Source organism: Geodermatophilus sp. SYSU D00867 (assembly GCF_054050315.1).
In genome coordinates this window covers 1-23,374 of record NZ_JBJGZC010000034.1, presented here as the reverse complement: position 1 = coordinate 23,374, position 23,374 = coordinate 1, and the positions used below count along the sequence as shown (strand labels likewise).

Genomic DNA, 23,374 nt, shown 5'->3' with positions numbered 1-23,374 from the left:
AGCCTGCGAGTGGTGGGGGGCGAGGGGGCCCTTCGTCAGTCGCGCGGCTTCTCGCGGACCTCGAAGGTCTCGATGACGTCCTCGACCTTGACGTCGTTGAACGACCCCAGGCCGATACCGCACTCGTAGCCCTCGCGGACCTCGGTGACGTCGTCCTTGAAGCGGCGCAGCGACTCGACCGTCAGGTTGTCGGCGATCACCACACCGTCGCGGATGACCCGGGCCTTCGAGTTCCGGGTGATCGTGCCGCTGCGGACGATCGAGCCCGCGACGTTGCCGATGCGCGGCACCCGGAAGACCTCGCGGATCTCCGCCGTGCCGAGCTCGACCTCCTCGAACTCCGGCTTGAGCATGCCCTTGAGGGCCGCTTCGATCTCCTCGATCGCCGAGTAGAGGACCGAGTAGTACCGGACGTCGACGCCCTCGCGGTTGGCGAGCTCGGTGGCCTGGCCCTCGGCCCGGACGTTGAAGCCGATGACGATGACGTCGTCGGCCAGCGCCAGGTCGATGTCGCTCTTGCTGATCGCGCCGACGCCGCGGTGGATGACCCGCAGCGAGACGTCGTCGCTCACCTCGATCTTCATGAGCGCGTCCTCGAGCGCCTCGACGGTGCCCGAGTTGTCGCCCTTGATGATCAGGTTGAGCTGGCGGTTCTCCTTCAGCGCGGCGTCGAGGTCCTCGAGGCTGATCCGCTTGCGCATCGAGGCGTTCTGCGCGTTGCGGATGCGGGCCTGCCGCCGGTCGGCGATCTGCCGGGCGACCCGGTCCTCCTCGACGACGAGGAAGGTGTCACCGGCACGCGGCACCGAGGTGAGACCGACGACCTGGACCGGGCGGGCCGGCGTGGCCTCCTTGAGCTTCGCGCCGTGCTCGTCGAGCAGCGACCGCACGCGGCCGAAGGCGTCACCGGCGACCAGCGAGTCACCGACCCGCAGGGTGCCGCGCTGGACCAGCACCGTGGCGACGGGGCCACGGCCACGGTCGAGCTTGGCGTCGATGACGACGCCCTGGGCGTCCATCTCGGTGTTGGCGCGCAGGTCGAGCGCGGCGTCCGCCGTGAGCAGGATCGCCGCCAGCAGGTCGTCCAGACCCTGCCGGGTGACCGCCGAGACGTCGACGAACATCGTGTCGCCGCCGTACTCCTCGGCCACCAGCCCGTACTCGGTGAGCTGCTGGCGGATCTTGGCGGGGTTGGCCCCCTCCTTGTCCACCTTGTTCACCGCGACCACGATCGGCACCTCGGCGGCCTGGGCGTGGTTGAGCGCCTCGACCGTCTGCGGCATGACGCCGTCGTCGGCGGCGACCACCAGGACGACGATGTCGGTGACCTTCGCGCCACGGGCACGCATCGCGGTGAACGACTCGTGACCCGGGGTGTCGATGAAGGTGATCGCCCGCTCCTGGCCGTCCAGCTCGGTGGCGATCTGGTACGCGCCGATGTGCTGGGTGATGCCGCCGGCCTCCCGCGCCACCACGTTGGTGTTGCGGACGGCGTCGAGCAGCTTCGTCTTGCCGTGGTCGACGTGACCCATGACCGTGACGACCGGCGGACGGGTCTCCCAGTCCTCCTCGTCGCCCTCGTCACCGAAGGTCAGGTCGAAGGTCTCGAGGAGCTCGCGGTCCTCGTCCTCCGGGCTGACGACCTCGATGTTCCAGCCGATCTCGGCACCGAGCAGCTGCAGCGTGTCCTCGTTCACCGACTGCGTCGCGGTGACCATCTCGCCCAGGTGGAACAGGGCGGTCACCAGCGCGGCCGGCTGGGCGCCGATGCGCTCGGCCAGGTCGGTCAGCGAGGCGCCGCGGGGCAGCCGGACGGTCTGCCCGTTGCCGCGGGGCAGGCTGACGCCGCCCATGCTGGGCGCCGCCATCTGGTCGAACTCCTGGCGCCGCTGCTTCTTGCTCTTGCGCCCGCGGACCGGACCGCGGCCACCCGGACGCCCGAAGGCACCCGCGGTGCCCGCACCGGAGCCGCCACGACCACGGCCGCGGCCACCGCCGCCGCCGCCGCCGCGGAAACCACCGCCGGCCGGCGCACCGGCACCGGGGCCACCGCCGCCGGGACGGAAACCGCCACCGCCACCGCCGCCGGGACCACCGGGACGGCCGCGGCCACCGGCACCACCGGGGCCGCCGGGACGGCCGGCACCGGCCGGACGCGGCGGCATCATGCCCGGGTTCGGCCGGGGCGGCATCATGCCCGGGTTCGGCCGGGGACCACCCGGACCGGCCGCGGGACGCGGACCACCCGCACCGGGACCCGGACGCGGGCCACCGGGACGGGGACCACCGGCGCCGGGTGCCGGGCGCGGACCGCCGGCACCGGGACCCGGACGCGGGCCACCCGCCGCCGGGCCCGGACGCGGGCCACCGGCAGCCGGACCCGGACGCGGGGCGCTGCTGAAGGGGTTGTTGCCCGGCCGCGGGGCCGGACGCGGGCCCGGACGCGGGCCGGCACCCGGGGCGCCGGGCGCGGCACCGCCGGGACGGGCCCCACCGGGAGCCGCCGGGCGCGGGGCACCCGGACGCGCGGGACCGGGGACGGGGCCACCGGCCGGACGCGGCGCGGGCGCACCCGGACGCGGGGCGCCCGGCGCGGCCGGACGCGGACCCGAGGGCGCGGCCGGCTGCTGGGTCGGCGCGCCGGCGGCCGGGGCCTGGGGCGCGCCCGCGGCCGGGGCCTGGGGCGCGGCCGCGGCCGGGGCCTGGGGCGCGGCCGCGGCCGGAGCCTGGGGCGCGGCCGGACGCGGGCCTGGCGTCGGCGCACCCGGACGCGGGGCACCGGGCCGCGGACCCGGCGTCGGGCCGGCCGACGGCGCGGGCGCGGACGGGGCGGCGGGGGGCTGCGGCGCACGCGGGGCGGGCGACGGCGCGGGGGCCGACGCGGCCGGCGAGGGCGCCGCCGGGCGCGGGGCGGCCGGACGGGCGGGGGCACCGCCGCCGTTGCCGCCGCCGGCGTTGCCGCCGGTGGACGCGCCGAGGGCCTCCCGGAGCCGCCGGGCCACGGGGGCCTCGACGGTCGAGGAGGCGGACTTCACGAACTCGCCCTGCTCCTTGAGCTTGGCGAGCACGGTCTTGCTGTCGACCCCGAACTCCTTGGCGAGTTCGTGGACGCGGGCTTTGCCTGGCACGGATCTCCTCTTGTGAGGCCGGCGGCTCGCCCGCGCGACCTCGTTGTCAGTAGTGCATGGTCTGGCTTGTCATCGTGGGGACTTCACGGCTGACTCATCCGACGACGTCCTGCTCTCGACGTGCGGACCGGCCGGTTGCCGGTCCGTCTGTGGGAAGTGCGGTCTGTCGTTCGTCCGCTGTCGCCCGTCCCGGGCCCGGGTCCCCCGGCGCGGAGGCGCCGAGGACGTGGGTCCGGAGCGGACCGGCCTCCACCGCGGCACCGCGCGGGAGGCGCAGTGCCCGGGAGAAGGCCCGGCGTCGCTCCGCTGCGTGGAGGCACTCCGGGGTGGGGTGCACGGACGCGCCCCGGCCGGGGAGCCGCCGTCGCGGATCGGGCACGAGGGTCCCGGACCGGTGGACGACACGCAGCAGGTCGGTGACCGGAGCGCGCTCCCGGCAGCCCACACAGGTGCGCACCGGGATCGACGTTTCGGCCACCCGTCACTCTAGCGCGCTGCGGGACCCCGTTGTTCCGGACGCCGCGGACCGGACCGCAGCCCGCCCCCACCGGGGGACGGCCGCCCGCCCGGGGTGCCGGCGCGGACCGGTGGCGGGCCCGAGCGCAGCGGCGGGCGCCCCACGCCGGGCGAGGGGGTGGCGTCGTCGGGCCGGGCGTCGCTGCGGATGTCGATCCGGCAGCCGGTGAGCCGGGCGGCGAGGCGGGCGTTCTGCCCCTCCTTGCCGATGGCCAGCGACAGCTGGAAGTCCGGGACGACGACGCGCACCGCCTTGGCCTTCGGGTCGACCAGCGTGGCGCTGCTCACCCGGGCCGGGCTGAGCGCGGAGGCCACGAAGGTCGCCGGGTCGTCGGACCAGTCGACGATGTCGATCTTCTCGCCGTGCAGCTCGCTCATGACGTTGCGCACCCGCTGCCCCATCGGGCCGATGCAGGCGCCCTTGGCGTTGAGCCCCGGCACGGAGGTGCGGACGGCGATCTTCGATCGGTGCCCGGCCTCCCGGGCGACGGCGACGATCTCGACGCTGCCGTCGGCGATCTCGGGGACCTCGAGGGCGAACAGCTTGCGCACCAGGTTCGGGTGGGTGCGCGAGACGGTCACCTGCGGGCCGCGGTGGGTGCGCGACACGGAGACGACGTAGGCGCGCAGCCGGCTGCCGTGGGGGTAGCTCTCGCCGGGGACCTGCTCGGCGGCGGGCAGGACCGCCTCGACCTTGCCGATGTCGACCAGGACCGCGCCCTGGGCGTTGCGGCGGGCGTCGGCCTGGACGACACCGCTGACGATGTCGCCCTCCTTGCCGGCGTACTCGCCGAAGGTCTGCTCGTGCTCGGCGTCGCGCAGCCGCTGGACGATGACCTGCTTGGCGGTGCTGGCCGCGATGCGGCCGAAGTCGCTGGGGGTGTCGTCCCACTCGCGCACGACCTCGCCGTCGGGGCCCAGCTCCTGCGCGAGCACCGCGACCTCACCGGTCCTGCGGTCGACGTGCACCCGCACGTGCTTGGCCGCGCCGTCGGCGTGGCGGTACGCGGTCACGAGCGCCGTCTCGAGGGCCTCGATGACCGTGTCGACGGGGATGCCCTTCTCCCGCTCGACCGCCTTGAGGGCGGTCACGTCGATGTTCACTGTCCTCCTCCGTCGTCGTCGCCCTCGTCGTCGTCCTCGTCGTCGTCCTCGTCGTCGTGCACGTCGAGCACGTCGTCCGGGTCGTCCGCCGCGTCGTCCGCCGGGTCGTCCGCCGGGTCGTGCTTGCCCGGGCGGCCGAACTCGACCTGCACCCGGCCGGAGCCGAGCTCGGCCCAGGACACCTGCCGGGGCGTCGGCGGCCGCTTGCGGGCACCGGGCCTGGCCTTCGGCTCGACGGCGAGGGTCACGCCCTCGTCGTCGACGGCGGTGACCCGGCCGGTCACCTGCTCGGCCGCCCCCGCCGGGCCGACGGTCACGGTGACCAGCCGGCCGGTGTTGCGCCGCCAGTGCCGCGGCTCGGTGAGCGGCCGGTCGACGCCGGGGCTGGTCACCTCGAGCACGTAGGGGGCGCGGCCGAGCTCGCCGTCGTTCTCGTCGAGGACGGCCGAGACCGCCCGGCTGACCTCGGCGACGTCGTCGAGGGACACGCCCTCGTCCCGGTCGACGACCACGCGGACGACGCTGCGCCGGCCGGCGGGCGTGACCACGAGCTCCTCGAGGTCGTAGCCGGCGGCACCCACCACGGGCTCGATCCAGCCGGCCAGCCGTGTGGCGGCCGGGTCCTGCCGTGACCCTGCGGCCGGGTCATTCCGTGACCCTGCGGCCGGGTCCTGCCGTCCCCTCGCGGACACGGGCTCCCTCCCCTCCTGCAACCGGTCGGAGCTCGTGCTCGGCGGACCGCACCGTCCGGGGCCGCGCCCGGTGGCGCGGGCTCGCGCGGCACCGGCCGCGGCGTACCCGGGGAGTCGTCAGGCTACCGCTCCACCGGGGACCGGGGCCCGGCCGCTCGGGCGGGTGACCTCCCCGGGGTCCCGACGCGCCCGGGAGCCGTCCGGGCGGGCGGGGCGGCTCCTGGGAGGATGGCGGGCGATGTCCGTCTCCCCCGCCCCCGCCGGGTTCCCGCGCCGCCGCCTGCTCGCGGGCACGGCGGGGCTGGCGCTGCTGCTGGCCGGCTGCACCTCCGGCGACCCCGGGCAGACGGCGCAGGAGACGGCGGCGCAGGACCGGCTGGCCCGCCAGGTCGCCGTCCAGGAGGCGGTGGTGGCCGCCTACGACGCGGCGGTCGCCGCGGACCCCGCGTTCGGCGGGACGATCGCCGACCTGACCGGGCAGGCGCAGGAGCAGCTGGCGCGGCTGCGCGCGGCGGCGCCGGGGGCGACCCCGTCGTCGTCCGCCCCGCTGTCCCCGCCCGCGGGCGGGGACCTGCGCGCGTGGCTGCGCGAGCAGGTGGGCGCCGCGGCCGCCGCGCACGCGGCCGCCTGCGTGGACGCCTCGGGTGCCGGGGCCGCGCTGCTGGGGTCGATCGCGGCGGGGCTGCGCGGGCACGCCGCCGCGCTGGCGTGAGGGGGCCGCAGTGACCGAGGACGGGACCGCCGGGAGCGCGGAGGACACCGCGCTGCGCGCGGTGGTGGCCGCCGAGCACGCGGCGGTGTGGGGGTACGGCGTCGTCGGGGCCGCCCTGCCGGCCGACGGCCGGTCGCCCGCCGCCGACGCCGAGCAGGCCCACCGGGACTCCCGCGACCGCCTGGCGGAGCTGCTCGACGAGCGCGACGCCGACCCGGTACCCGCCGAGGCCGGCTACGAGCTGCCCTTCCCGGTGCTCTCGCCGGTCGACGCCGCGGCCCTGGCGGTCGTGCTCGAGGACGGCGTCTCCGCGGCCTGGGTGGCGCTGCTCGACGCCGCGGAGGAGCCCGGGGTGCGGCAGCTCGCCGTCGACTCCCTGGGCGCCGGCGAGGAGCGCGCCGTGACCTGGCGTGCCGCGGCCGGCCGCACCCCCGTCACGTCGGCCCTGCCCGGTCTCGACTGAGCTCCCCGGCCTCCCCGCAGGGGCCCGCCGCGGGCCTGCGAGGGGGCAGGGAGGTCCTCACCCCAGCGCGCCGAGGAAGGCGTCGGTGACGGCGACGGCGGCGCTGCTGGACTGCCCGCCCTCGACCAGCACCGCGAACGCGATGTCGCCCTGCGGGCCGCCGAGCTGGTAACCGGTGAACCAGCCGTGCGCGTCCGGCGGGGTGTTGCTGCCGAACTCGGCGGTGCCGGTCTTGCCGTAGACCTCGCCGCGGTCGGCCAGTGCCTGCGCGGTCCCGGTCAGCACGACCTGGCGCATCATCGGCCGGAGCTGGTCGAGCACCGCCTGGCCCGGGCCGGCCGGTGCGGGGCCCGCCGGGTCGGCGCCGACCACCTCGACCGGGGCGGCCGGGGTGCCGCCGGCCACGCCCGCGACCACCAGCGCCATCTGCGCCGGACTCACGAGCACCTGGCCCTGGCCGATCGCGTCCGCGGCCTTCGTGGTGCCGGTGGCGTCGGCCGGGACGCTGCCGCTGAACACGTCGACCGGCAGCTGCCAGTCGCTGCCCACCCCGTAGGAGGCGGCCGCCGCGGCCAGGGCGTCGTCGGGCAGCTGCAGGCCGGCCTGGATGAAGGTGGTGTTGCAGGACTGGGCGAAGGCCTCGGTGAAGGGCACGGTGCCGAGGTCGAACTGGTCCTGGTTCTCGAACTCGCGGCCCTCGACGACCGTCGTCCCCGGGCAGGGGACCGGGGTGTCCGGGGTCAGCGCGCCGGCGGACAGGAGCGCGGTCGCCGTGATCGTCTTCATGCTCGAGCCCGGCGGGTACTGGCCGGTCAGGGCGTTGCCGGCCGCCGCGGCCTCGTTCGAGGAGACGGCGAGCACCTCGCCCGTGCCGGGCCGGACCACGACCAGGTGGGTCGCCAGCGGCTGGGTGGCGACGGCGCCGTCGGCGGCGTCCTGCAGCGCGCGGACCAGCGGAGTCCGGATCGGCCGGCCGGGGACGGGGGCGACGGCGCCGACCTCCTGGCCGGCGTCGCCGGTGGACTCGTCGGTGCTCACCACCGAGACGGTGAAGCCGGGGGTGCCGGTGAGCTGCTCCTGGTAGGCGCGCTGCAGGCCGGACAGGCCGAGCTGGTCCCCCGCCGCGTACACCGCCTCGTCGTCCCCGGTGGTCTCCTCGAGCACCTCGGCCGTGGCCGCCCCGACCCGGCCGAGCAGCGCGGAGGCGAACCGGGCCGACGGCGCGAGCAGCCGCGTCTCGGTGGGGAAGACCGCGCCGGGCAGGTCGAACACCTGGGCGCGGATGGCCTCGAAGTCCGGCCGCCGCAGGGTGATGACGGGGACGAACTGGCCGGCCGGGGCGGCCTGGACGTCGGCGGTGATCTCCTCGGCGGGCACGCCGGTGGCCGACGACAGCGCCGCGGCCAGCGACGGCAGGTCGGCGACCTGGCCGGTGTCGACGCCGACGTTGACGACCTCGGTCGGGGTGAACAGCGGCTGGCCGGCAGCGTCGGTGATCGCGGCACGCTCGGGCAGCGACCGGGTCAGCTGCAGGCGCTGGCCCTCCCCCAGCTCGGGGTGTACCAGCGTGGGCTCGGCGACCACCCGCCAGGCGTCCGCACCGTCGCCGTCCCCCTCCCGCAGCTCGAGGGTGGCCTCGTAGGTCCAGTCGGGTGCCGCGGCGAGGTCCCAGGTGGCGGTCCAGCCGGCGGTGGCGGTGCCGTCCTGGACGGTGACGTCGCCGAGCTCGGCGTCGAGCGTGGCCCCGGGCAGGTCGGTGGCGGTCTGCCCGAGCAGCGCGGTGGCGGCGTCGGGGTCGGTGGTGGCGTCGGCCGCGGCGCCGGTGTCGCCCCCGGCCCAGTCGTCGAGGAAGGCCCGCGCGGCGGCGCGGACGTCGTCCTCCGAGCTGCCGGAGCAGGCGGCGAGGGCCGGTGCGGAGAGGAGGGTGAGGACCGTGCCGAGGACCGCCGTGCGTCGTGCTGCCACGACGGCACAGCCTCTCAGAACGGTCCGACGTTCCGGTGGCGACGTGCTGGGACGGCCACCCTTCAGGGACCCGCGCCGGGCTCGCGAGGCGTGGGGGGAAGGGTGGTCCTCCTAGAAGAGGACGCTGGCGTAGCGGCCGACCTCGCGGAACCCGACCCGGTCGTACACCGCACGGGCGGGGGCGTTGTAGTCGTTGACGTAGAGGCTGACCACCGGGGCGATCATGGTCCGCGCGTACTCGACGACGGCGGCCATCCCGGCGGCGCCGATGCCCCGGCCGCGCACCTCCGGCGCGGTCCACACGCCCTGCACCTGGCACGCCGCCCGCGAGACCGCGCCGATCTCGGCCTTGAACAGCACCCGGCCGTCCTCGATCCAGGCCAGCGACTGGCCGGCGCGGACGAGGTCCTCGACCCGCGCCCGGTAGCCGACGCCGCCGTCGGTCCGCAGCGGGCTGACGCCGACCTCCTCGGTGAACATGGCCACCGCGGCGGGCAGCAGCACGTCGACCTCGCGCGGGCGCACCGGCCGGACCCGCGGCTCGGGGGCGATCGCCGGCGGGCCGTCGATGGCCAGGAGCGGCTGCCGGGGCCGGTGGTCGCGGCACGGGCCCCAGGCGGGCTCGAGCAGCTCCCACAGCGGGGCGACGGCCGCGGCCGGCCCGACGATCGTCGAGCAGCGTCGGCCGGCCCGGCGGGCGCGCTCGGCGAACGCCTCGGCCGCGGCCCGCTCGGCGCCGGGGACGGCGAACGGGATGAGGTTGGCCCCGGCCAGGCAGACGGCGTCGAGGCTGCGGCCGGCGCCCATCCCCCACAGCGGCGCCCCGAGGGTCGACGGCGCGGTCCCGGCCGCCTCCACGCGCCCGGCCAGCACGCACGCCGCGACCGGGTCGGAGGCCAGCAGCCGGCGGACGGCCGGCTCGTCGGTCTCGTCGAGGACGCGGGCGGTCGGCGAGCGGAGCACGGGTCGGGCCCAGGAGGACGGACGGGGAGGGTCAGCTGACGGTGACGACCGGCGGGCCGGACGGCGTGCCGGCGTCGACCTGCTCGCCGGCAGGCATCTCGGCGGCGAGGCGCATGGCCTCCTCGATGAGCGTCTCGACGATCTGCGACTCGGGGACGGTCTTGACGACCTGCCCCTTGACGAAGATCTGCCCCTTGCCGTTGCCCGACGCGACGCCGAGGTCGGCCTCGCGGGCCTCGCCGGGGCCGTTGACGACGCAGCCCATGACGGCGACCCGCAGCGGCACCTCGAGCCCGTCGAGGCCGGCGGTCACCTCGTTCGCGAGCTTGTACACGTCGACCTGCGCCCGGCCGCACGAGGGGCAGCTGACGATCTCCAGGCCGCGCTGGCGCAGGTTCAGCGACTCCAGGATCTGGGTGCCGACCTTGACCTCCTCGACCGGCGGCGCCGAGAGCGAGACGCGGATGGTGTCGCCGATGCCCTGCGACAGCAGCGCGCCGAACGCGACGGCGGACTTGATCGTCCCCTGGAACGCGGGCCCGGCCTCGGTGACGCCGAGGTGCAGCGGGTAGTCGCACTGCGCGGCGAGCAGCTCGTAGGCGCGCACCATGACCACCGGGTCGTTGTGCTTGACCGAGATCTTGATGTCGCGGAAGTCGTGCTCCTCGAACAGCGAGCACTCCCACAGCGCCGACTCGACCAGCGCCTCCGGGGTGGCCTTGCCGTACTTGGCCAGCAGCCGCTTGTCGAGCGAGCCGGCGTTGACGCCGATGCGGATCGGGATGCCGGCGTCCTTGGCCGCCCGCGCGATCTCGCCGACCCGGTCGTCGAACTTCTTGATGTTGCCGGGGTTGACGCGCACCGCGGCGCAGCCGGCGTCGATCGCGGCGAACACGTACCGCGGCTGGAAGTGGATGTCGGCGATGACCGGGATCTGCGACTTCTTCGCGATCGCCGGCAGCGCCTCGGCGTCGTCGGTGTCGGGGACGGCGACCCGCACGATCTGGCAGCCGGCGGCGGTCAGCTCGGCGATCTGCTGCAGGGTGGCGTTGACGTCGGCGGTCTTCGTCGTCGTCATCGACTGCACGCTGACCGGGGAGTCGCTGCCGACGCCCACGCCGCCGACGTCCAGCTGCCGCGTCTTCCGGCGCGGGGCCAGGACGGGCGGGGGCGCGGCGGGCATGCCGAGAGCGACGGGGATGGCCATGACCACGAGTATCCCCGCTCCCGCGGGGTCGGCGCCGACGCCTACTGGAGTGTGATCGGGTTGACGACGTCGGCGACGAGCAGCAGCCCCGACAGCGCGATGAACAGCCCGGCGACGACGTAGGCGACCGGCATCAGCCGGGCGATGTCGAACGGGCCGGGGTCGGGCCGGCCGCGCCAGCGGGCGACCACCGAGCGGGCCTTCTCGTACAGCGCCCCGGCCACGTGCCCGCCGTCGAGCGGGTACAGCGGCAGCAGGTTGAACAGGAACAGCACGAGGTTGACGCTGGCCAGCAGGCCGAGGAAGAAGCTCAGCTTCTCCATGCCGCTGATCTGCTCGATGGCGAAGACCTCGCCGGAGATCCGCCCGACGCCGACGACGCCGATGGGGCCGTTCTCGTCGCGCTCCTCGCCGAGGAAGGCGGCGCGGAACAGCTGCGGGACGCGCTCGGGGATCTCCACCAGGCGCTGCACCGACTGGGACACGACCATGCCGAAGTAGCCGGGCAGGTCGGACACCGACTGGCGGGCGAAGCCGAACACCGGGCTGACGCCGAGGTAGCCGGCGGTCATCGTGCCCTCGCCGTCGTCGGTGGGGACGACGTTCTCGATCGGCGTGACGGTGAGCTCCCGGCGCACGCCGTCGCGCTCGACGGCGAGGGCCAGCGGCTCCCCCGCCGAGGAGCGGATCGCCTGCTGCACCGTGGTCCAGCTGTCGTAGCCGGTCGGGTCGACCTGCCGGCCGCCGATCGCCACGATCGTGTCACCCGGCCGCAGCCCGGCCTGGGCGGCGGGGCTGGACACCGGCGTCGCGCACCCGGGGGTGCCCTCCTCGCAGAGCTGCCCGGCGTCGGCGCCGCTGGTGACGATCGGGATGTCGCAGACGTCGCCGCCCTGCTCCTCGGCGACGGCGATGCTCTCCGCACCGGCCGGGACGACGCAGGCGGGGACCGTGTCGAGCTGGGTGGTGATGACGTTGGTGCCGATCGCGGTGAGCGTGATCGCGAAGAACACCACCGCGAGCACCAGGTTGTGGAACGGCCCGGCGAACATGACGATCACGCGCTGCCACCAGGGCTTGGCGTAGAAGACCCGGCCGGCGTCGCTGGGCCGGACGTCGTCGAGGGCCTGGCCGCGCACCTCGGCGATGAACGTCCGCATCCGGGTGGCGCGCTTGCTCTCGTTCTCCTCGGCCGGCGGGATCATGCCGACGATGCGGATGTAGCCGCCGAGCGGGATCGCCTTGATGCCGTACTCGGTCTCGCCGCGCGTCCGGGAGAACACCGTCGGGCCGAAGCCGACCATGAACTGCGGCACGCGCATGCCGAACTTCCGCGCCCAGAAGAAGTGGCCGAACTCGTGGAAGCCGATGCTGAACAACAGGCCGATCGCGAACGCGACGATCCCGAGGACCGTCAGGAGGATGCTCAGCTGGGGCCTCCGGCGAGAGCGGCGCGGGCGTGCTGCCGGGCCCAGCGCTCCGCGGCCAGCACGTCGTCGACGCAGGTGGGAGCGCCGAGGTCCGGCGCGTCGTCGAGGGTACGCGCGACCAGGCCGACGACGTCCGGGAAACGCAGCCGCCCGGCGAGGAACGCCGCCACCGCCTCCTCGTTGGCCGCGTTGTACAGCGCCGGGACGACGCCCCCGGCCTCCCCCGCCGCGCGCGCGAGCCGCACCGCCGGGAACGCGTCGGCGTCCAGCGGCGCGAACTCCCAGGTGCTCGCCGTCGACCAGTCCAGCGCGGGCTGCACGTGCGGCAGCCGGTCGGGCCAGGCCAGCGCCAGCGCGATCGGCAGCCGCATGTCCGGCGGGCTGGCCTGGGCGATGGTGGCGCCGTCGGCGAAGGTGACCATCGAGTGCACGATCGACTGCGGGTGCACCACGACGTCGATGTCGGCGTAGGGCACCCCGAACAGCAGGTGCGCCTCGATCAGCTCCAGGCCCTTGTTGACCAGCGTGGCCGAGTTGATCGTCACCACCGGGCCCATGGCCCACGTGGGGTGCGCCAGCGCCTGCTCGACGGTGACGTCGGCGAGGTCGGCGGCGCTGCGCCCGCGGAACGGCCCGCCGCTGGCGGTGAGCACCAGCCGGGCGACCTCGCTCCTGCGCCCGCCGCGCAGGCACTGCGCCAGCGCCGAGTGCTCGGAGTCCACCGGCACCAGCTGGCCGGGCGCGGCCGCGGCGGTCACGAGGTCCCCGCCGGCGACCAGGGACTCCTTGTTGGCCAGCGCGACGACGTTGCCGGCCCGCAGCGCGGCCAGGGTGGGGCCCAGCCCGATCGAGCCGGTGATCCCGTTGAGGACGACGTCGGCGGGGCGGGCGGCGAGCTCCTCGGCGGCGCGCGGCCCGGCGAGGATCTCCGGCAGCGCGTACTCGCCCCGCGCCCAGCCGCGCTGGGAGGCCGCCGCGTAGAAGGCCAGCTGCAGGTCCTGGGCGGCGGTCGCGCGGGCCACCGCGACCGTGCGGACGCCGAGGGTCAGCGCCTGCTCGGCCAGCCGGGCCACGTCGCCGCCGCCGGCGGCCAGCGCGGTGATCCGCAGCCGGCCGGGGTTCTGCTCGGCGACCGCGATCGCCTGCCGGCCGATCGACCCGGTCGAGCCCAGCACGGTCACCTCGCGCGGCTCGCTCATGAGCGGCATCCTCCCCGACGGGGGACGCGACCCGCCCACCCCACCTCGACCGGTGACCCGCGGACGGGGCTGGCAGGATGAGGGGCGTGAGCGAGCAGTCCGGCCCCGGGGTCCGCCAGCACGACCCGCAGACCACGCGCGTCAACCAGCCCAACCGCGAGGAGGGCGTCGTCCGCGCCGGGGAGCACCCGGTCGACGAGGAGCGGCCCGAGGACTGGGGCTGGCACGCCCGCACCGGCAAGTGGGCGCAGATCGCCGGCTGGCTGACCGTGCTGGTCATGCTGTCCTACACGTGGGGCAACCACGAGGGCCGCATGGAGGACCTGTGGCTGTTCGGCATCTCCGCCGGCCTGGTCGTGGTGCTGCTGTGGGACCTGCACCGCAAGCGCACCGCCTGGCGCAGGTAGCCCTCGACGGACACTCGACGCCCGATCCGGCCCCCGCCGGGTCGGGCGTCGTCGTGTCAGGAGACCGCGACGCCGATCGCCGCGCCGATGGCGTACGTCGCTCCGGCCGCGAGCGCCCCGAACAGCAGCTGCCGCAGGGCCGCGGACCACCAGGAGCGCGGGGTGAAGCGCGAGGACAGCGCCCCGGCCGCGGCCAGGCCGACCGCACCGCAGACCAGCGCCGCGGCGAGGACCGAGAACCCGAGCAGGTAGGGCAGCAGCGGGATCACCGCGCCGGTGGCGAAGGTGAGGAACGAGGAGACCGCCGCGGTCCACGGCGAGGGCTTGTCGGCCGGGTTGAGCCCCAGCTCTGCGACCACGTGCAGCCGCAGCGCCGTGTCGGGGTCGCGGTGCAGCTGGACGGCGACCCGCTCGGCGAGGTCGGCGTCGACGCCCCGCACGCGCAGCATCTGCACCAGCTCGGCCAGCTCGCCCTGGGGGTTGCGCGCGAGCTCGCGGCGCTCCTTCTCCACCTCGAGGTCGAGCTGCTCGTTCTGCGTGCTGACCGAGGTGTACTCCCCCAGCGCCATCGAGATCGCCCCGGCGACCAGGCTGGCGACGCCGGAGAGCACGATCGCGTGCGACGAGGCGCCGCCACCGCCGACACCCGCGACCAGCGCGGTGTTGGTCACCAGCCCGTCCATCGCGCCGAAGACGGCGGCCCGCAGCCAGCCGCCCGAGACGTCGGCGTGGCTGTGCTCGTGCGCCTCGGCGGTGGGGACCTCGGTGCTCACGCGGCGTCCCCGGTGCTCACGCGGCGTCCCCGGTGCTCACGCGGCGTCCCCGGTGCTCACGCGTCCGCCTCGGCTCCCAGCTCGACCGGGGTCTCCAGCGCCGGGACCGGCGTGGCCACGGTCGGCACGCCCTCGGCGCGGTCGGCCGCGGCCAGCTGGCCGCAGGCACCGTCGATGTCCTGGCCGCGGGTGTCGCGGACCGTCGTCGGCACCCCGTGCGCGCGCAGCCGGGCCACGAACTCCCGCTGCGCGGGCAGCGGGCTGGCGTCCCAGGGGCTGCCCGGCGTCGGGTTCAGCGGGATGAGGTTGACGTGCGCGAGCCGCTCCGACAGCAGCCGGCCGAGCAGGTCGGCGCGCTCGGGCTGGTCGTTCACGTCGCGGATGAGGGCGTACTCCACCGAGTAGCGGCGTCCGGTGCGCGCGGCGTAGGCGTCGGCCGCGTCGACGACGTCGGCCACCTTGTACCGGGTGTTGATCGGCACGAGGGTGTCGCGCAGCTCGTCGTCGGGGGCGTGCAGGCTCACCGCGAGGGTGACGCCCAGGCCCTCCTCGGTCAGCCGCCGGATCGCCGGCACCAGGCCCACGGTGGAGACGGTGACCGACCGCTGCGACAGGCCCAGGCCCCACGGCGCGGAGGTGAGCAGCGCGTCCAGCGTGCGGCGGACCCGGGCGTAGTTGGCCAGCGGCTCGCCCATGCCCATGAAGACGACGTTGGACAACCGGCCCGGCCCGCCGGGGATCTCCCCCGACGCCATGGCCGCGGCGGCGGCGACCGCCTGGCCGATGATCTCGGCCGCCGAGAGGTTGCGGGTCAGCCCGTTCTGGCCGGTGGCGCAGAAGGGGCAGGCCATGCCGCAGCCGGCCTGGCTGGAGATGCAGACGGTGGCCCGGTCGGGGTAGCGCATGAGCACGCTCTCGACCAGCGCGCCGTCGTGCAGCCGCCACAGCGTCTTGCGGGTGCGCCCGCCGTCGGCCGACTGGTGGCGCACGGGCGTGAGCAGGCCCGGCAGCAGGGCCTCGGACAGCGTCTCGCGCACCGCGGCGGGCACGTCGGTCATCCGCGCCGGGTCGGTGGTGCCGCGGAAGAAGTGCCGGGCGAGCTGGTCGGCGCGGAACGCCGGCTGCCCGAGCTCGGCGACGGCGGCGCGCGCCTCCTCGCGGGTGAGGTCGGCGAGGTGGCGCGGCGGCTTGCCACGGCGGGGGGCGTCGAGGACGAGCGGCAGGGCAGTCATGACCCCTCCATCGTCCCACCGCCGGGCCGGGCGTGGGCCGCCGTGCGGGTGAGGTCGCTCGCTCAGGACGCCCCTGCGCCCGTCGGCGCGGCGGTGGGCACCGGTGCCCCCGTCGTCGGTGCGGAGGTGGGTGCGGGGGTCGGGGTGGGCGCCACCTCGCCGTCCGGGTCCGGGAGGTCGTCCTCGGTCGGGGTCGAGGGCGGCGGGGTCGGTGTCGGGGTCGGGGGCGGCGCCGGGGTCGTCGTCGGGGTCGGGGTGGGCACGGGCTCCTCGACCGATCCCGTCGGCGTGGCCGGCTCGGTGGTCGGCACCGCGTCCGTCCCGGATCCGGGGGGGTCCGCCGGTCCGACCGGCGGCAGCACCGGGACGACCTCCGGTGCCGCGGACGGCTCCGCCGCGACGACCGCCGGTAGCGGGGCGTCCGGGGTCGTCGCAGGGGACGGCGTCGCGCTGGTCCGCACCGGGGCCGGGGCGGGGTCGGTGACCGGCGCGGACGTGGCCGGCGCGGGCACGCTGGTCGTCGGGGCGAGGGGGACGACACCGGCGACGACGGACGGCCTCGGCGCCGGGACGGCCCGCGTCGGCGCGGCGACCGCCGACGGCGAGGACTGCACGGCCGCCGTCGGGACCGAGCCGGACGAAGCACCCGCCAGCAGGACCGCACCGGTGACGCCGCAGGCGGCGAGCACGCCCGCCGCCACGGCGACGCCGACCCGGCGCCGGGGCCGCACCCGCGGGCGGACGACCACACGAGGCGTCACGACCTCGGCGATCGCCGGGACCGGCAGGGCCTCCGGGACCGGCACCGCGTCCGGGGCCGCGGTCGCCGGGGAGCCGGTCACGGGAGGACCGCCAGGAGAGGACGTCCCCGGCCCGTCGTCCTCGGCGCTCGCCACCTCCGGGTGCTCCCCGGCGGCGGTGCCGTCGAGGTCGTCGGCTGCCGGCACGGGGGTCTCGAGGACGTCCTCGTCGTCCGCGGCCCCGCCGACCGGCGCCTCCTCGACCGGGGCGTCCTCGGCGACCTCGTCGACCGGCCCCTCGTCGAGCGGGAGGTCCTCGAGGACCTCCTCGACCAGGGCGTCATCGACCGGGGCGTCCTCGAGGACCTCCTCGACCGGGGCGTCCTCGTCAGCCGCCCCGGGGCCGGGCTCGTTCACCCACCCGGGCAGCCACTCCCCCCACGGCTCGACCGGGGTGCCGGCCTCCTCGGGGTCGCCGTCCTGCCGCGCCGCCATCCCACCTCGCTGTCACTGACTGTCATTCGATGCTCACCCCGTGGAGTGGTCATCGTGCCCGACGGACCCGACCGGGTGACGGAGGCGCGGCCGGGCGGCGGGGTGCGGCCCGCTAGCGTCGGCCGGGTGTCCGAGGCCGAGCGCGCACCCGTCCCGCTCGACTCGGTCGGCGTCGGCCCGTGGGAGGGGCCGTGGCCGGAGGACCCGCGCTACGACCCCGAGCTGCTGGCGCACGGGGACCGGCGCAACGTCGTCGACCGGTACCGCTACTGGACCGTCGAGGCGATCGTCGCCGACCTCGACCCGCGCCGGCACGGGTTCCACGTCGCCATCGAGAACTGGCGGCACGACCTCAACATCGGGACGGTCGTGCGCACGGCCAACGCCTTCCTCGCCGCGGAGGTGCACGTCGTCGGCCGGAAGCGGTGGAACCGCCGGGGAGCGATGGTCACCGACCGGTACCTGACCGTGCGGCACCACCCCGACGCCGCCGCGCTCGGCGCCTGGGCGCGGGAGCGGGGCGTGCCGGTGCTCGCCGTCGACAACCTGCCCGGCGCCCGGCCGATCGAGACCGCCGACCTCCCCCGGGCCTGCGTGCTGCTGTTCGGCCAGGAGGGCACCGGGCTGTCGGAGGAGGCACGGGCGGTGGCCGACGACGTCCTGTCCATCGCGCAGTTCGGCTCGACCCGCTCGGTCAACGCCGGCGTCGCGGCGGGGATCGCCATGCACGCCTGGATCCGCCAGCACGCGCAGCTGCCGACCTGACAGGCGGGGCCGCGTACGCCAGGCTCGGCGAGGTGGGCCGACTCGACGACGTGGACCTGACCCTCCGGCTGGGCAAGCGCGAGGCCAAGGAACAGCTGGCCGCCGCGCAGCAGCGCCTGGTGCACCTCCGGCTGTTCCTCGGCGGGCAGCTGGGCACCCCGCTCGGCCCGCCGGTCTGCGTGCTGTTCGAGGGCTGGGACGCCTCGGGCAAGGGCGGCGCGATCAAGCGGCTGGTCGACGAGCTGGACCCCCGGCACGTGCGGGTGGCGCAGTTCGCCGCCCCCACCCCCACCGAGAAGCGGCACCACTTCCTCTGGCGGTTCTGGCCCGTGCTGCCCGGCTGGGGCGGCATGGCCGTCCTCGACCGCACCTGGTACGGCCGCGTGCTGGTCGAGCGGGTGGAGGGGTTCGCCGGCGAGGAGGCGTGGCAGCGGGCCTACGGCGAGATCGTCGACCTGGAGACGACGCTGGCCGCCGAGGGCATGGTCCTGGTCAAGTTCTGGCTGCACGTCTCGCCCGAGGAGCAGCTGCGCCGCTTCGAGTCCCGCGCGGCCGACCCCTACCGGGCCTGGAAGCTCACCGACGAGGACTGGCGCAACCGGGAGAAGCGCCCGGCGTACGAGGCCGCCGTCGAGGAGATGCTCGCGCGCACCGACCACCCGGCGGGGCGGTGGACGCTGGTCGCCGGGGACGACAAGCGGTGGGCGCGGGTGGCCGTCGTCCGTGCCGTCTGCGAGGCGATCGAGCAGGCGCTGGCCGCGCGCGGGATCGACCCGGACGAGACCCCGGGGGCATGAGCGTCCTCGTCCACCTGTGCGCCCCGGCCGACTGGCGGGCCGCACTGTCCGCCGGTGCGGTGCCGCCGGCCGGGGCGCCGTTCGTGCACCTGTCGCACCCGGAGCAGGTCCACCTGCCGGCCGCGCGGCTGTTCCCGGGCCGGCGCGACCTGGTGCTGCTCGTCGTCGACCCGGCCCGCCTGACCGACCCGGTGGTCGAGGAGCCCGGCGTCGGCACCGACCCCGCGGGCACGCGCTTCCCGCACCTGTACGGCCCCCTCCCGACGGCGGCGGTGGTCGCCGTCGTGCCCTACCGCCCGCCGGTGCCTCCGGTCCTGCCCGCCCCGGACGACGCGCTGGGCCGGGCCCTGGCGCACGGGCTGTCGCTGCGCACCCGGCGGGCCGCCGAGGTGCGCGACGTCCCCGGCGGGGTGGCCGTCCTCGACCCCCGCTTCGCGCACTCGCGCGACGACAACCGGCTGGTGCTCGACGACCCCGTCGACGCGGCCACGGTGGCGCGGACGGCCGGCGAGGTCGCCGCGGACGCCGGCTGGGTCCACCGCGCGGCGGTGCTGCGCCGGCCCGGTGCCGGTGCGGTCGCGCACGAGCTGGCCGCGGCGGGCTGGGAGGCCGGCGAGCTGCTGGTCATGGCCCGTCCCGCCGGCCCCGGCCCGCCCGGGGCGGAGCGGGCGGAGGTGGTCGCGCAGGAGGAGGTGCACCCGCTGTGGGAGGCGGGGTGGCGGCGCGACCTGGCGGGGATCCCGGACCTCGACGAGGTGGTCGCCCAGCTGGTGGGGCGGGAGTCCCGCAACGACCGGGTCGTCGCGGTGACCGACGTCGTGGTGCGGGAGGGCGGCCGGGTCGTCGCGGCCGGGCAGCTGCGGGTCGACGGCGCGACCGCGGCGGTCGAGTCGGTGATGACCGAGCCGGCCGCCCGGGGACGCGGCCACGCCGACGCCGTCCTCGCCCGGCTGCTGGAGCTGGCCGCGGACGCCGGCTGCGACCTCGTCACCCTCGAGGCCGACGCCGGCGACTGGCCGCGCCACTGGTACGCCCGCCGCGGCTTCGCCGCGGTCGGGTCGACGTGGGAGATCGGCGCCCCCTGGCCGCCTCAGCCGGGCGGCGCGACCCAGGACAGCAGGAGGTAGGCCACCGCCGCCGAGGGCAGCAGGCTGTCGAGCCGGTCCATGATCCCGCCGTGGCCGGGCAGCAGCGTGCCCATGTCCTTGATGCCGAGGTCCCGCTTGATCAGCGACTCGCCGAGGTCGCCCACCGTGGCGGTGACCGCGAGCGCGACGCCGACGAGCACGCCGCCCCACCACGGGCCGTCGAGGGCGAGCACGACGATCGGGGTGGCGACGGCGACGCAGGCCACGACCGACCCGGCCATGCCCTCCCACGACTTCTTCGGGCTCACCGACGGCGCCATGGGGTGCCGGCCGAACAGCACGCCCGCGGCGTAGCCGCCGACGTCGTTGCCGACCACGGTGGCGATGAACGCGAGCACGCGCGCGGCGCCGTCGTCGGGGACGAGCAGCAGGACCGCGAAACCGGCCAGCAGCGGCACGTAGAGGGTGACCAGGACGCCGGCGGCGGCGTCGCGGCGGTAGTCCCCGGGGCCGTCGCCGAGCCGCCACAGCAGCACCGCGACGACGGTGAGCAGGAAGCCGACGACGAGGCCGTCGGGGCCGCGGGTCCACGCCAGCACCAGCATCGCGACGGCGCCGACCAGCACCGGGGCGAGCGGCGGGCGGGCACCGCCGGCCTCGAGCGCGCGGACCAGCTCGACGATGCCGACCAGGATCGCCGCGACGACGACCACCAGGAACGCCGGCCGGTAGAGCAGCAGCGAGGCGAGGATGACCGCGCCGAGGCCCAGGCCGACGCCGATGGCGGCGACCAGGTCACGCCCGGCCCGGCCGCTCCTCCGCTCCTGCGGTGCGGTCCCGGCGTCGTCGCCGGCCGTGTCGGGGCCGGGCGCCGCCGGTGCCCCGGGGACGGGCGGGACGGCGATGCCGGCGGCCGGCACCGCCATCTCCTGGGTGCCCGGCGCGGCGGGGACCGAGGCCGTCGCGACGGGGCCGGTCGGCGGGGGCACCGGCCGGAGCGGGCCGGGCGGCGGGGGCGGCGAGGGACGCCGGACCACGGGGATCGGCCCGGTGTCGGCGTCCCCGGACGGGCCGGCCCCGGCGGCGTCGGGACGGGAGGTCATGGCAGGGATCGGGGCGAGCGGCTCAGACCTCGAGCAGCTCGGACTCCTTGTTCTTCACGGCCTCGTCGATGGCCGCCACGTGCTGGGCGGTGAGGTCGTCGAGCTCCTTCTCCGCGCGGCGCACGTCGTCCTCGCCGGCCTCGCCGTCCTTGGCGATCCGGTCGAGCTCCTCCTTGCTGCGGCGGCGAACGTTGCGGATGGCGACCTTGGCGTCCTCGCCCTTGGACCGGGCCTGCTTGACCAGGTCGCGACGGCGCTCCTCGGTCAGCTGCGGGAAGACCACGCGGATGATCTGCCCGTCGTTGGTCGGGTTGACGCCCAGGTCGCTGTCGCGGATGGCCTTCTCGATGGCCGACAGCTGGCTGTTGTCGTAGGGCTTGATGACCGCCATGCGCGCCTCGGGCACCGTGATCGACGACATCTGCGGCACCGGGGTCGGCGCGCCGTAGTAGTCGACCAGGACCTTGTTGAACATCGAGGGCGCCGCGCGGCCGGTGCGCACCGAGCCGAGGTCCTCCCGCGCGACCGACAGGGCCTTGTCCATCCGCTCCTCGGCGTCGAGCAGGGTGTCGTCGATCACGGTCTCTCCTCCTGCGGCGGGATCGTCCCCGCCGTCGTCCTGCGGTGCGGCGTGCGCGTTCCGGCGCCCGCTCAGCTGATCAGCGTCCCGATCCTCTCACCCGCCACCGCGCGGGCGATGTTGCCGTCGCGCAGCAGGTTGAAGACCACGATCGGCATCTGGTTGTCCATGCACAGGCTGATGGCCGTGGCGTCGGCGACCTTGAGCTGGTCGGCGAGGACCGTGGTGTAGTCCAGCTCGTCGTACATGGTCGCCGCCGGGTTGGTGCGCGGGTCGTCGTCGTAGACGCCGTCGACGCCGTTCTTGGCCATGAGCAGCACCTGGCAGCCGATCTCCAGCGCGCGCTGGGCCGCGACGGTGTCGGTGGAGAAGTACGGCATGCCGGCGCCGGCGCCGAAGATGACCAGCCGGCCCTTCTCCAGGTGCCGGACGGCCTTGCGCGGGATGTAGGGCTCGGCGACCTGGCCCATGGTGATCGCCGTCTGCACCCGGGTCTCCAGGCCGACCTGCTCGCAGAAGGCCTGCAGCGCCAGGCAGTTCATGACCGTGCCGAGCATGCCCATGTAGTCGGCGTGCCGGCGGTCCATGCCCGCCTGGGACAGCTCGGCGCCGCGGAAGAAGTTGCCCCCGCCGACGACGACGGCGACCTGCGTGCCGCCGTGGACGACCTCGGCCAGCTGGGTGGCGATGTCGTGGACGATCCCGGAGTCGACGCCGACCTTGCCGCCGCCGAAGGCCTCGCCGGAGAGCTTGAGCAGCACCCGCTGGTAGCCGGCGCCGTCAGCGGGCTGGAAGGCGCTCGGGGCCGACAGCGGCGGGTGGGGTGCCTCGGTCGTCTGCGTCGTGGCGGTCTCGGTCAACAGCTCTTCCCTCGCTCGACGTCGTTCTCGGTGATCCTGACAGAGAGCCCGGCGCTCGCCAGCCGGGCCCGGAGACACCACCGGCCCCGTCCCGGGGATGGGACGGGGCCGGTGGCGTGGTGTCTCCGTCGCCTGCGGCTCGTCAGGCCTGGCCGACCTCGAAGCGGGCGAACCGCTGCACGGTCAGGCCGGCCTCGTCGATGACCTGCTTCACCGTGCGCTTGGGCTCGGTGATCGACGGCTGCTCGAGCAGGACGAAGTCCTTGTAGTAGGCGTTGACCCGGCCCTCGACGATCTTGACGATCGCCTGCTCGGGCTTGCCCTCCTCCTTGGCCGTCTGCTCGGCGACCCGGCGCTCGGTCTCGACGGCCTCCGCCGGGACCTCCTCGCGGGACAGGAAGCGCGGGCGGGCGGCGGCGATGTGCATCGCCAGGGCGCGCGCGGCCTCCTCGTCGCCGCCCTGGTACTGGACGGCGACGCCGATGGCCGGCGGCAGGTCGGTGGCCCGCTTGTGCAGGTACACCGCGGTCGGGCCCTCGAAGGTGGCGAAGCGGGAGAGGACGAGCTTCTCGCCGATGCGGGCGGACTCGGCCTCGATCAGCTTGGCGACGGTCTGGCCGTCGACCTCGGTCGCCATCAGCGCGTCGAGGTCGGCCGGCGACTGCTCCAGCACGATCTCGACGAGCCGCTCGGCGAGCGCCACGAAGTCGGCGTTCTTGGCGACGAAGTCGGTCTCGCAGTCGAGCTCGAGCAGCGCGCCGTGCTTGCTGACGACGATGCCGTTGGTCGTGGAGCGCTCGAGGCGCTTGCCGACGTCCTTGGCGCCCTTGATGCGCAGCAGCTCGATGGCCTTGTCGTACTCGCCGTCGGCCTCGGTGAGGGCCTTCTTGGCGTCCATCATGCCGGCGCCGGTGGCGTCGCGGAGCCGCTTGACGTCGGCGGCGGTGAAGGCAGGCATGTCACTTCCTCGTCGGTGTGGAGGGGTGGGCGTCCCGAGGACGCCCGCGGGCGGCGCGCCGCCCGGCCGCTGGGCGAGCACCAGGTCGACGCCCATTGTGCCCGCCTCGAACGCCAGGGCAAACGCCGCCATGTACAGCCGCCACACCCGGGCGCGCCCTTCGCCGGCGGCGGGCACCGCCTCGTCCCAGTGCCGCT

General features: G+C 75.9%; 22 protein-coding genes and 1 pseudogene. 6 read left to right on the top strand and 17 right to left on the bottom strand.

All coding sequences use genetic code 11. The annotated features are described in order from the left end of the window. Positions 1 to 35: 35 nt before the first annotated feature. The 5 genes and pseudogenes from infB to rimP form a co-directional block, all read right to left on the bottom strand. Positions 36 to 1,868 (bottom strand): translation initiation factor IF-2, encoded by a 1,833-nt coding sequence (gene infB, locus ACI8AK_RS22210; protein WP_387994282.1) that lies wholly within the window; start codon positions 1,866 to 1,868, stop codon positions 36 to 38. 1,113 nt (positions 1,869 to 2,981) lie between these two features. Further along, a pseudogene (locus ACI8AK_RS22205) lies at positions 2,982 to 3,128 on the bottom strand (translation initiation factor IF-2 N-terminal domain-containing protein); the annotation flags it as partial. 94 nt (positions 3,129 to 3,222) lie between these two features. After that, complete coding sequence (locus ACI8AK_RS22200; RefSeq protein ID WP_387994486.1) at positions 3,223 to 3,573, bottom strand: YlxR family protein; 351 nt, start codon at positions 3,571 to 3,573, stop codon at positions 3,223 to 3,225. Positions 3,574 to 3,614: 41 nt separating this feature from the next. Further along, positions 3,615 to 4,748, bottom strand: coding sequence for a transcription termination factor NusA (nusA, locus tag ACI8AK_RS22195; RefSeq protein WP_387994480.1), 1,134 nt, complete (start codon positions 4,746 to 4,748; stop codon positions 3,615 to 3,617). Beyond that, on the bottom strand, positions 4,745 to 5,332 hold the full coding sequence (gene rimP / locus ACI8AK_RS22190; RefSeq protein ID WP_456958058.1) for a ribosome maturation factor RimP: 588 nt from the start codon (positions 5,330 to 5,332) through the stop codon (positions 4,745 to 4,747). Before rimP ends, nusA begins: the two co-directional genes overlap by 4 nt. A 346-nt stretch (positions 5,333 to 5,678) precedes the next feature. Here rimP and ACI8AK_RS22185 point away from each other — a divergent pair, with 346 nt between their 5' ends. Together ACI8AK_RS22185 and ACI8AK_RS22180 are read left to right on the top strand one after the other, a co-directional pair. Next, the gene (locus ACI8AK_RS22185) at positions 5,679 to 6,152 is read left to right on the top strand and encodes a hypothetical protein (RefSeq protein ID WP_456958056.1); all 474 of its coding nucleotides are present in this window, start codon (positions 5,679 to 5,681) and stop codon (positions 6,150 to 6,152) included. A 10-nt stretch (positions 6,153 to 6,162) separates the two neighbouring features. Further along, positions 6,163 to 6,615 carry a ferritin-like domain-containing protein gene (locus ACI8AK_RS22180; RefSeq protein ID WP_387993365.1) on the top strand — a complete coding sequence of 151 codons (453 nt, stop codon included), beginning with the start codon at positions 6,163 to 6,165 and terminating at the stop codon, positions 6,613 to 6,615. A 57-nt stretch (positions 6,616 to 6,672) separates the two neighbouring features. On the opposite strand, the gene ACI8AK_RS22175 is transcribed toward ACI8AK_RS22180, so the two are convergent. From ACI8AK_RS22175 to dxr, 5 genes are all read right to left on the bottom strand, one after another. Further along, complete coding sequence (locus tag ACI8AK_RS22175; RefSeq protein WP_456958054.1) at positions 6,673 to 8,580, bottom strand: penicillin-binding transpeptidase domain-containing protein; 1,908 nt, start codon at positions 8,578 to 8,580, stop codon at positions 6,673 to 6,675. Between the two features lie 111 nt (positions 8,581 to 8,691). Beyond that, positions 8,692 to 9,543, bottom strand: a complete 852-nt coding sequence (locus tag ACI8AK_RS22170; protein WP_387993370.1) for a GNAT family N-acetyltransferase — start codon at positions 9,541 to 9,543, stop codon at positions 8,692 to 8,694. A gap of 31 nt (positions 9,544 to 9,574) precedes the next feature. Then, positions 9,575 to 10,750 (bottom strand): flavodoxin-dependent (E)-4-hydroxy-3-methylbut-2-enyl-diphosphate synthase, encoded by a 1,176-nt coding sequence (ispG, locus tag ACI8AK_RS22165; protein WP_456903804.1) that lies wholly within the window; start codon positions 10,748 to 10,750, stop codon positions 9,575 to 9,577. A gap of 41 nt (positions 10,751 to 10,791) precedes the next feature. Next, positions 10,792 to 12,153, bottom strand: a complete 1,362-nt coding sequence (locus ACI8AK_RS22160; RefSeq protein WP_456958066.1) for a M50 family metallopeptidase — start codon at positions 12,151 to 12,153, stop codon at positions 10,792 to 10,794. A gap of 23 nt (positions 12,154 to 12,176) precedes the next feature. After that, a complete protein-coding gene (gene dxr, locus ACI8AK_RS22155) occupies positions 12,177 to 13,379 on the bottom strand; it encodes a 1-deoxy-D-xylulose-5-phosphate reductoisomerase (protein WP_456958052.1) in 1,203 nt (400 codons plus the stop codon). Between the two features lie 86 nt (positions 13,380 to 13,465). Between dxr and ACI8AK_RS22150 the strand changes: the two genes are divergently transcribed. After that, positions 13,466 to 13,786, top strand: a complete 321-nt coding sequence (locus ACI8AK_RS22150; RefSeq protein WP_387993375.1) for a DUF2631 domain-containing protein — start codon at positions 13,466 to 13,468, stop codon at positions 13,784 to 13,786. Between the two features lie 56 nt (positions 13,787 to 13,842). Here ACI8AK_RS22150 and ACI8AK_RS22145 read toward each other — a convergent pair whose 3' ends face one another. The 3 genes from ACI8AK_RS22145 to ACI8AK_RS22135 all read right to left on the bottom strand — a co-directional run bounded on the left by ACI8AK_RS22145 (position 13,843) and on the right by ACI8AK_RS22135 (position 17,026). Beyond that, positions 13,843 to 14,559 (bottom strand): VIT1/CCC1 transporter family protein, encoded by a 717-nt coding sequence (locus ACI8AK_RS22145; protein ID WP_387993378.1) that lies wholly within the window; start codon positions 14,557 to 14,559, stop codon positions 13,843 to 13,845. A gap of 56 nt (positions 14,560 to 14,615) precedes the next feature. Then, positions 14,616 to 15,791, bottom strand: a complete 1,176-nt coding sequence (gene rlmN, locus ACI8AK_RS22140) for a 23S rRNA (adenine(2503)-C(2))-methyltransferase RlmN (protein ID WP_387993381.1) — start codon at positions 15,789 to 15,791, stop codon at positions 14,616 to 14,618. A 62-nt stretch (positions 15,792 to 15,853) separates the two neighbouring features. After that, the gene (locus tag ACI8AK_RS22135) at positions 15,854 to 17,026 is read right to left on the bottom strand and encodes a hypothetical protein (protein WP_456958050.1); all 1,173 of its coding nucleotides are present in this window, start codon (positions 17,024 to 17,026) and stop codon (positions 15,854 to 15,856) included. A gap of 126 nt (positions 17,027 to 17,152) precedes the next feature. Between ACI8AK_RS22135 and ACI8AK_RS22130 the strand changes: the two genes are divergently transcribed. From ACI8AK_RS22130 to ACI8AK_RS22120, 3 genes are read left to right on the top strand one after another with little or no spacing between them, the layout of a single operon-like run. Beyond that, complete coding sequence (locus ACI8AK_RS22130) at positions 17,153 to 17,791, top strand: TrmH family RNA methyltransferase (protein ID WP_456958048.1); 639 nt, start codon at positions 17,153 to 17,155, stop codon at positions 17,789 to 17,791. 32 nt (positions 17,792 to 17,823) lie between these two features. After that, positions 17,824 to 18,588, top strand: coding sequence for a polyphosphate kinase 2 family protein (locus ACI8AK_RS22125; protein ID WP_387993389.1), 765 nt, complete (start codon positions 17,824 to 17,826; stop codon positions 18,586 to 18,588). Beyond that, entirely contained in the window at positions 18,585 to 19,715 is a 1,131-nt protein-coding gene (locus tag ACI8AK_RS22120; RefSeq protein WP_456958046.1) for a GNAT family N-acetyltransferase, read from the top strand. The genes ACI8AK_RS22125 and ACI8AK_RS22120 overlap by 4 nt, the downstream gene beginning before the upstream one ends. On the opposite strand, the gene ACI8AK_RS22115 is transcribed toward ACI8AK_RS22120, so the two are convergent. From ACI8AK_RS22115 to tsf, 4 genes are all read right to left on the bottom strand, one after another. Next, the gene (locus ACI8AK_RS22115) at positions 19,679 to 20,779 is read right to left on the bottom strand and encodes a phosphatidate cytidylyltransferase (RefSeq protein WP_456958044.1); all 1,101 of its coding nucleotides are present in this window, start codon (positions 20,777 to 20,779) and stop codon (positions 19,679 to 19,681) included. The two genes, ACI8AK_RS22120 and ACI8AK_RS22115, sit on opposite strands and share 37 nt — an antisense overlap. Positions 20,780 to 20,801: 22 nt before the next feature. Further along, positions 20,802 to 21,359 carry a ribosome recycling factor gene (gene frr / locus ACI8AK_RS22110; protein ID WP_387993397.1) on the bottom strand — a complete coding sequence of 186 codons (558 nt, stop codon included), beginning with the start codon at positions 21,357 to 21,359 and terminating at the stop codon, positions 20,802 to 20,804. 71 nt (positions 21,360 to 21,430) lie between these two features. Further along, complete coding sequence (gene pyrH / locus ACI8AK_RS22105; RefSeq protein ID WP_456903815.1) at positions 21,431 to 22,219, bottom strand: uridine monophosphate kinase; 789 nt, start codon at positions 22,217 to 22,219, stop codon at positions 21,431 to 21,433. Positions 22,220 to 22,361: 142 nt separating this feature from the next. Continuing rightward, on the bottom strand, positions 22,362 to 23,374 hold a 1,013-nt coding region (gene tsf, locus ACI8AK_RS22100), incomplete at its 5' end, for a translation elongation factor Ts (protein ID WP_456958042.1).

Bases quoted from the DNA above. Each gene is read 5' to 3' on its own strand.
- ispG (WP_456903804.1), bottom strand. From the start codon at position 10,750: ATGGCCATCCCCGTCGCTCTCGGCATGCCCGCCGCGCCCCCGCCCGTC.
- ACI8AK_RS22115 (WP_456958044.1), bottom strand. From the start codon at position 20,779: ATGACCTCCCGTCCCGACGCCGCCGGGGCCGGCCCGTCCGGGGACGCC.
- dxr (WP_456958052.1), bottom strand. From the start codon at position 13,379: ATGAGCGAGCCGCGCGAGGTGACCGTGCTGGGCTCGACCGGGTCGATC.
- ACI8AK_RS22185 (WP_456958056.1), top strand. From the start codon at position 5,679: ATGTCCGTCTCCCCCGCCCCCGCCGGGTTCCCGCGCCGCCGCCTGCTC.
- ACI8AK_RS22135 (WP_456958050.1), bottom strand. From the start codon at position 17,026: ATGGCGGCGCGGCAGGACGGCGACCCCGAGGAGGCCGGCACCCCGGTC.
- infB (WP_387994282.1), bottom strand. From the start codon at position 1,868: ATGGCGGCGCCCAGCATGGGCGGCGTCAGCCTGCCCCGCGGCAACGGG.
- ACI8AK_RS22120 (WP_456958046.1), top strand. From the start codon at position 18,585: ATGAGCGTCCTCGTCCACCTGTGCGCCCCGGCCGACTGGCGGGCCGCA.
- rlmN (WP_387993381.1), bottom strand. From the start codon at position 15,791: ATGACTGCCCTGCCGCTCGTCCTCGACGCCCCCCGCCGTGGCAAGCCG.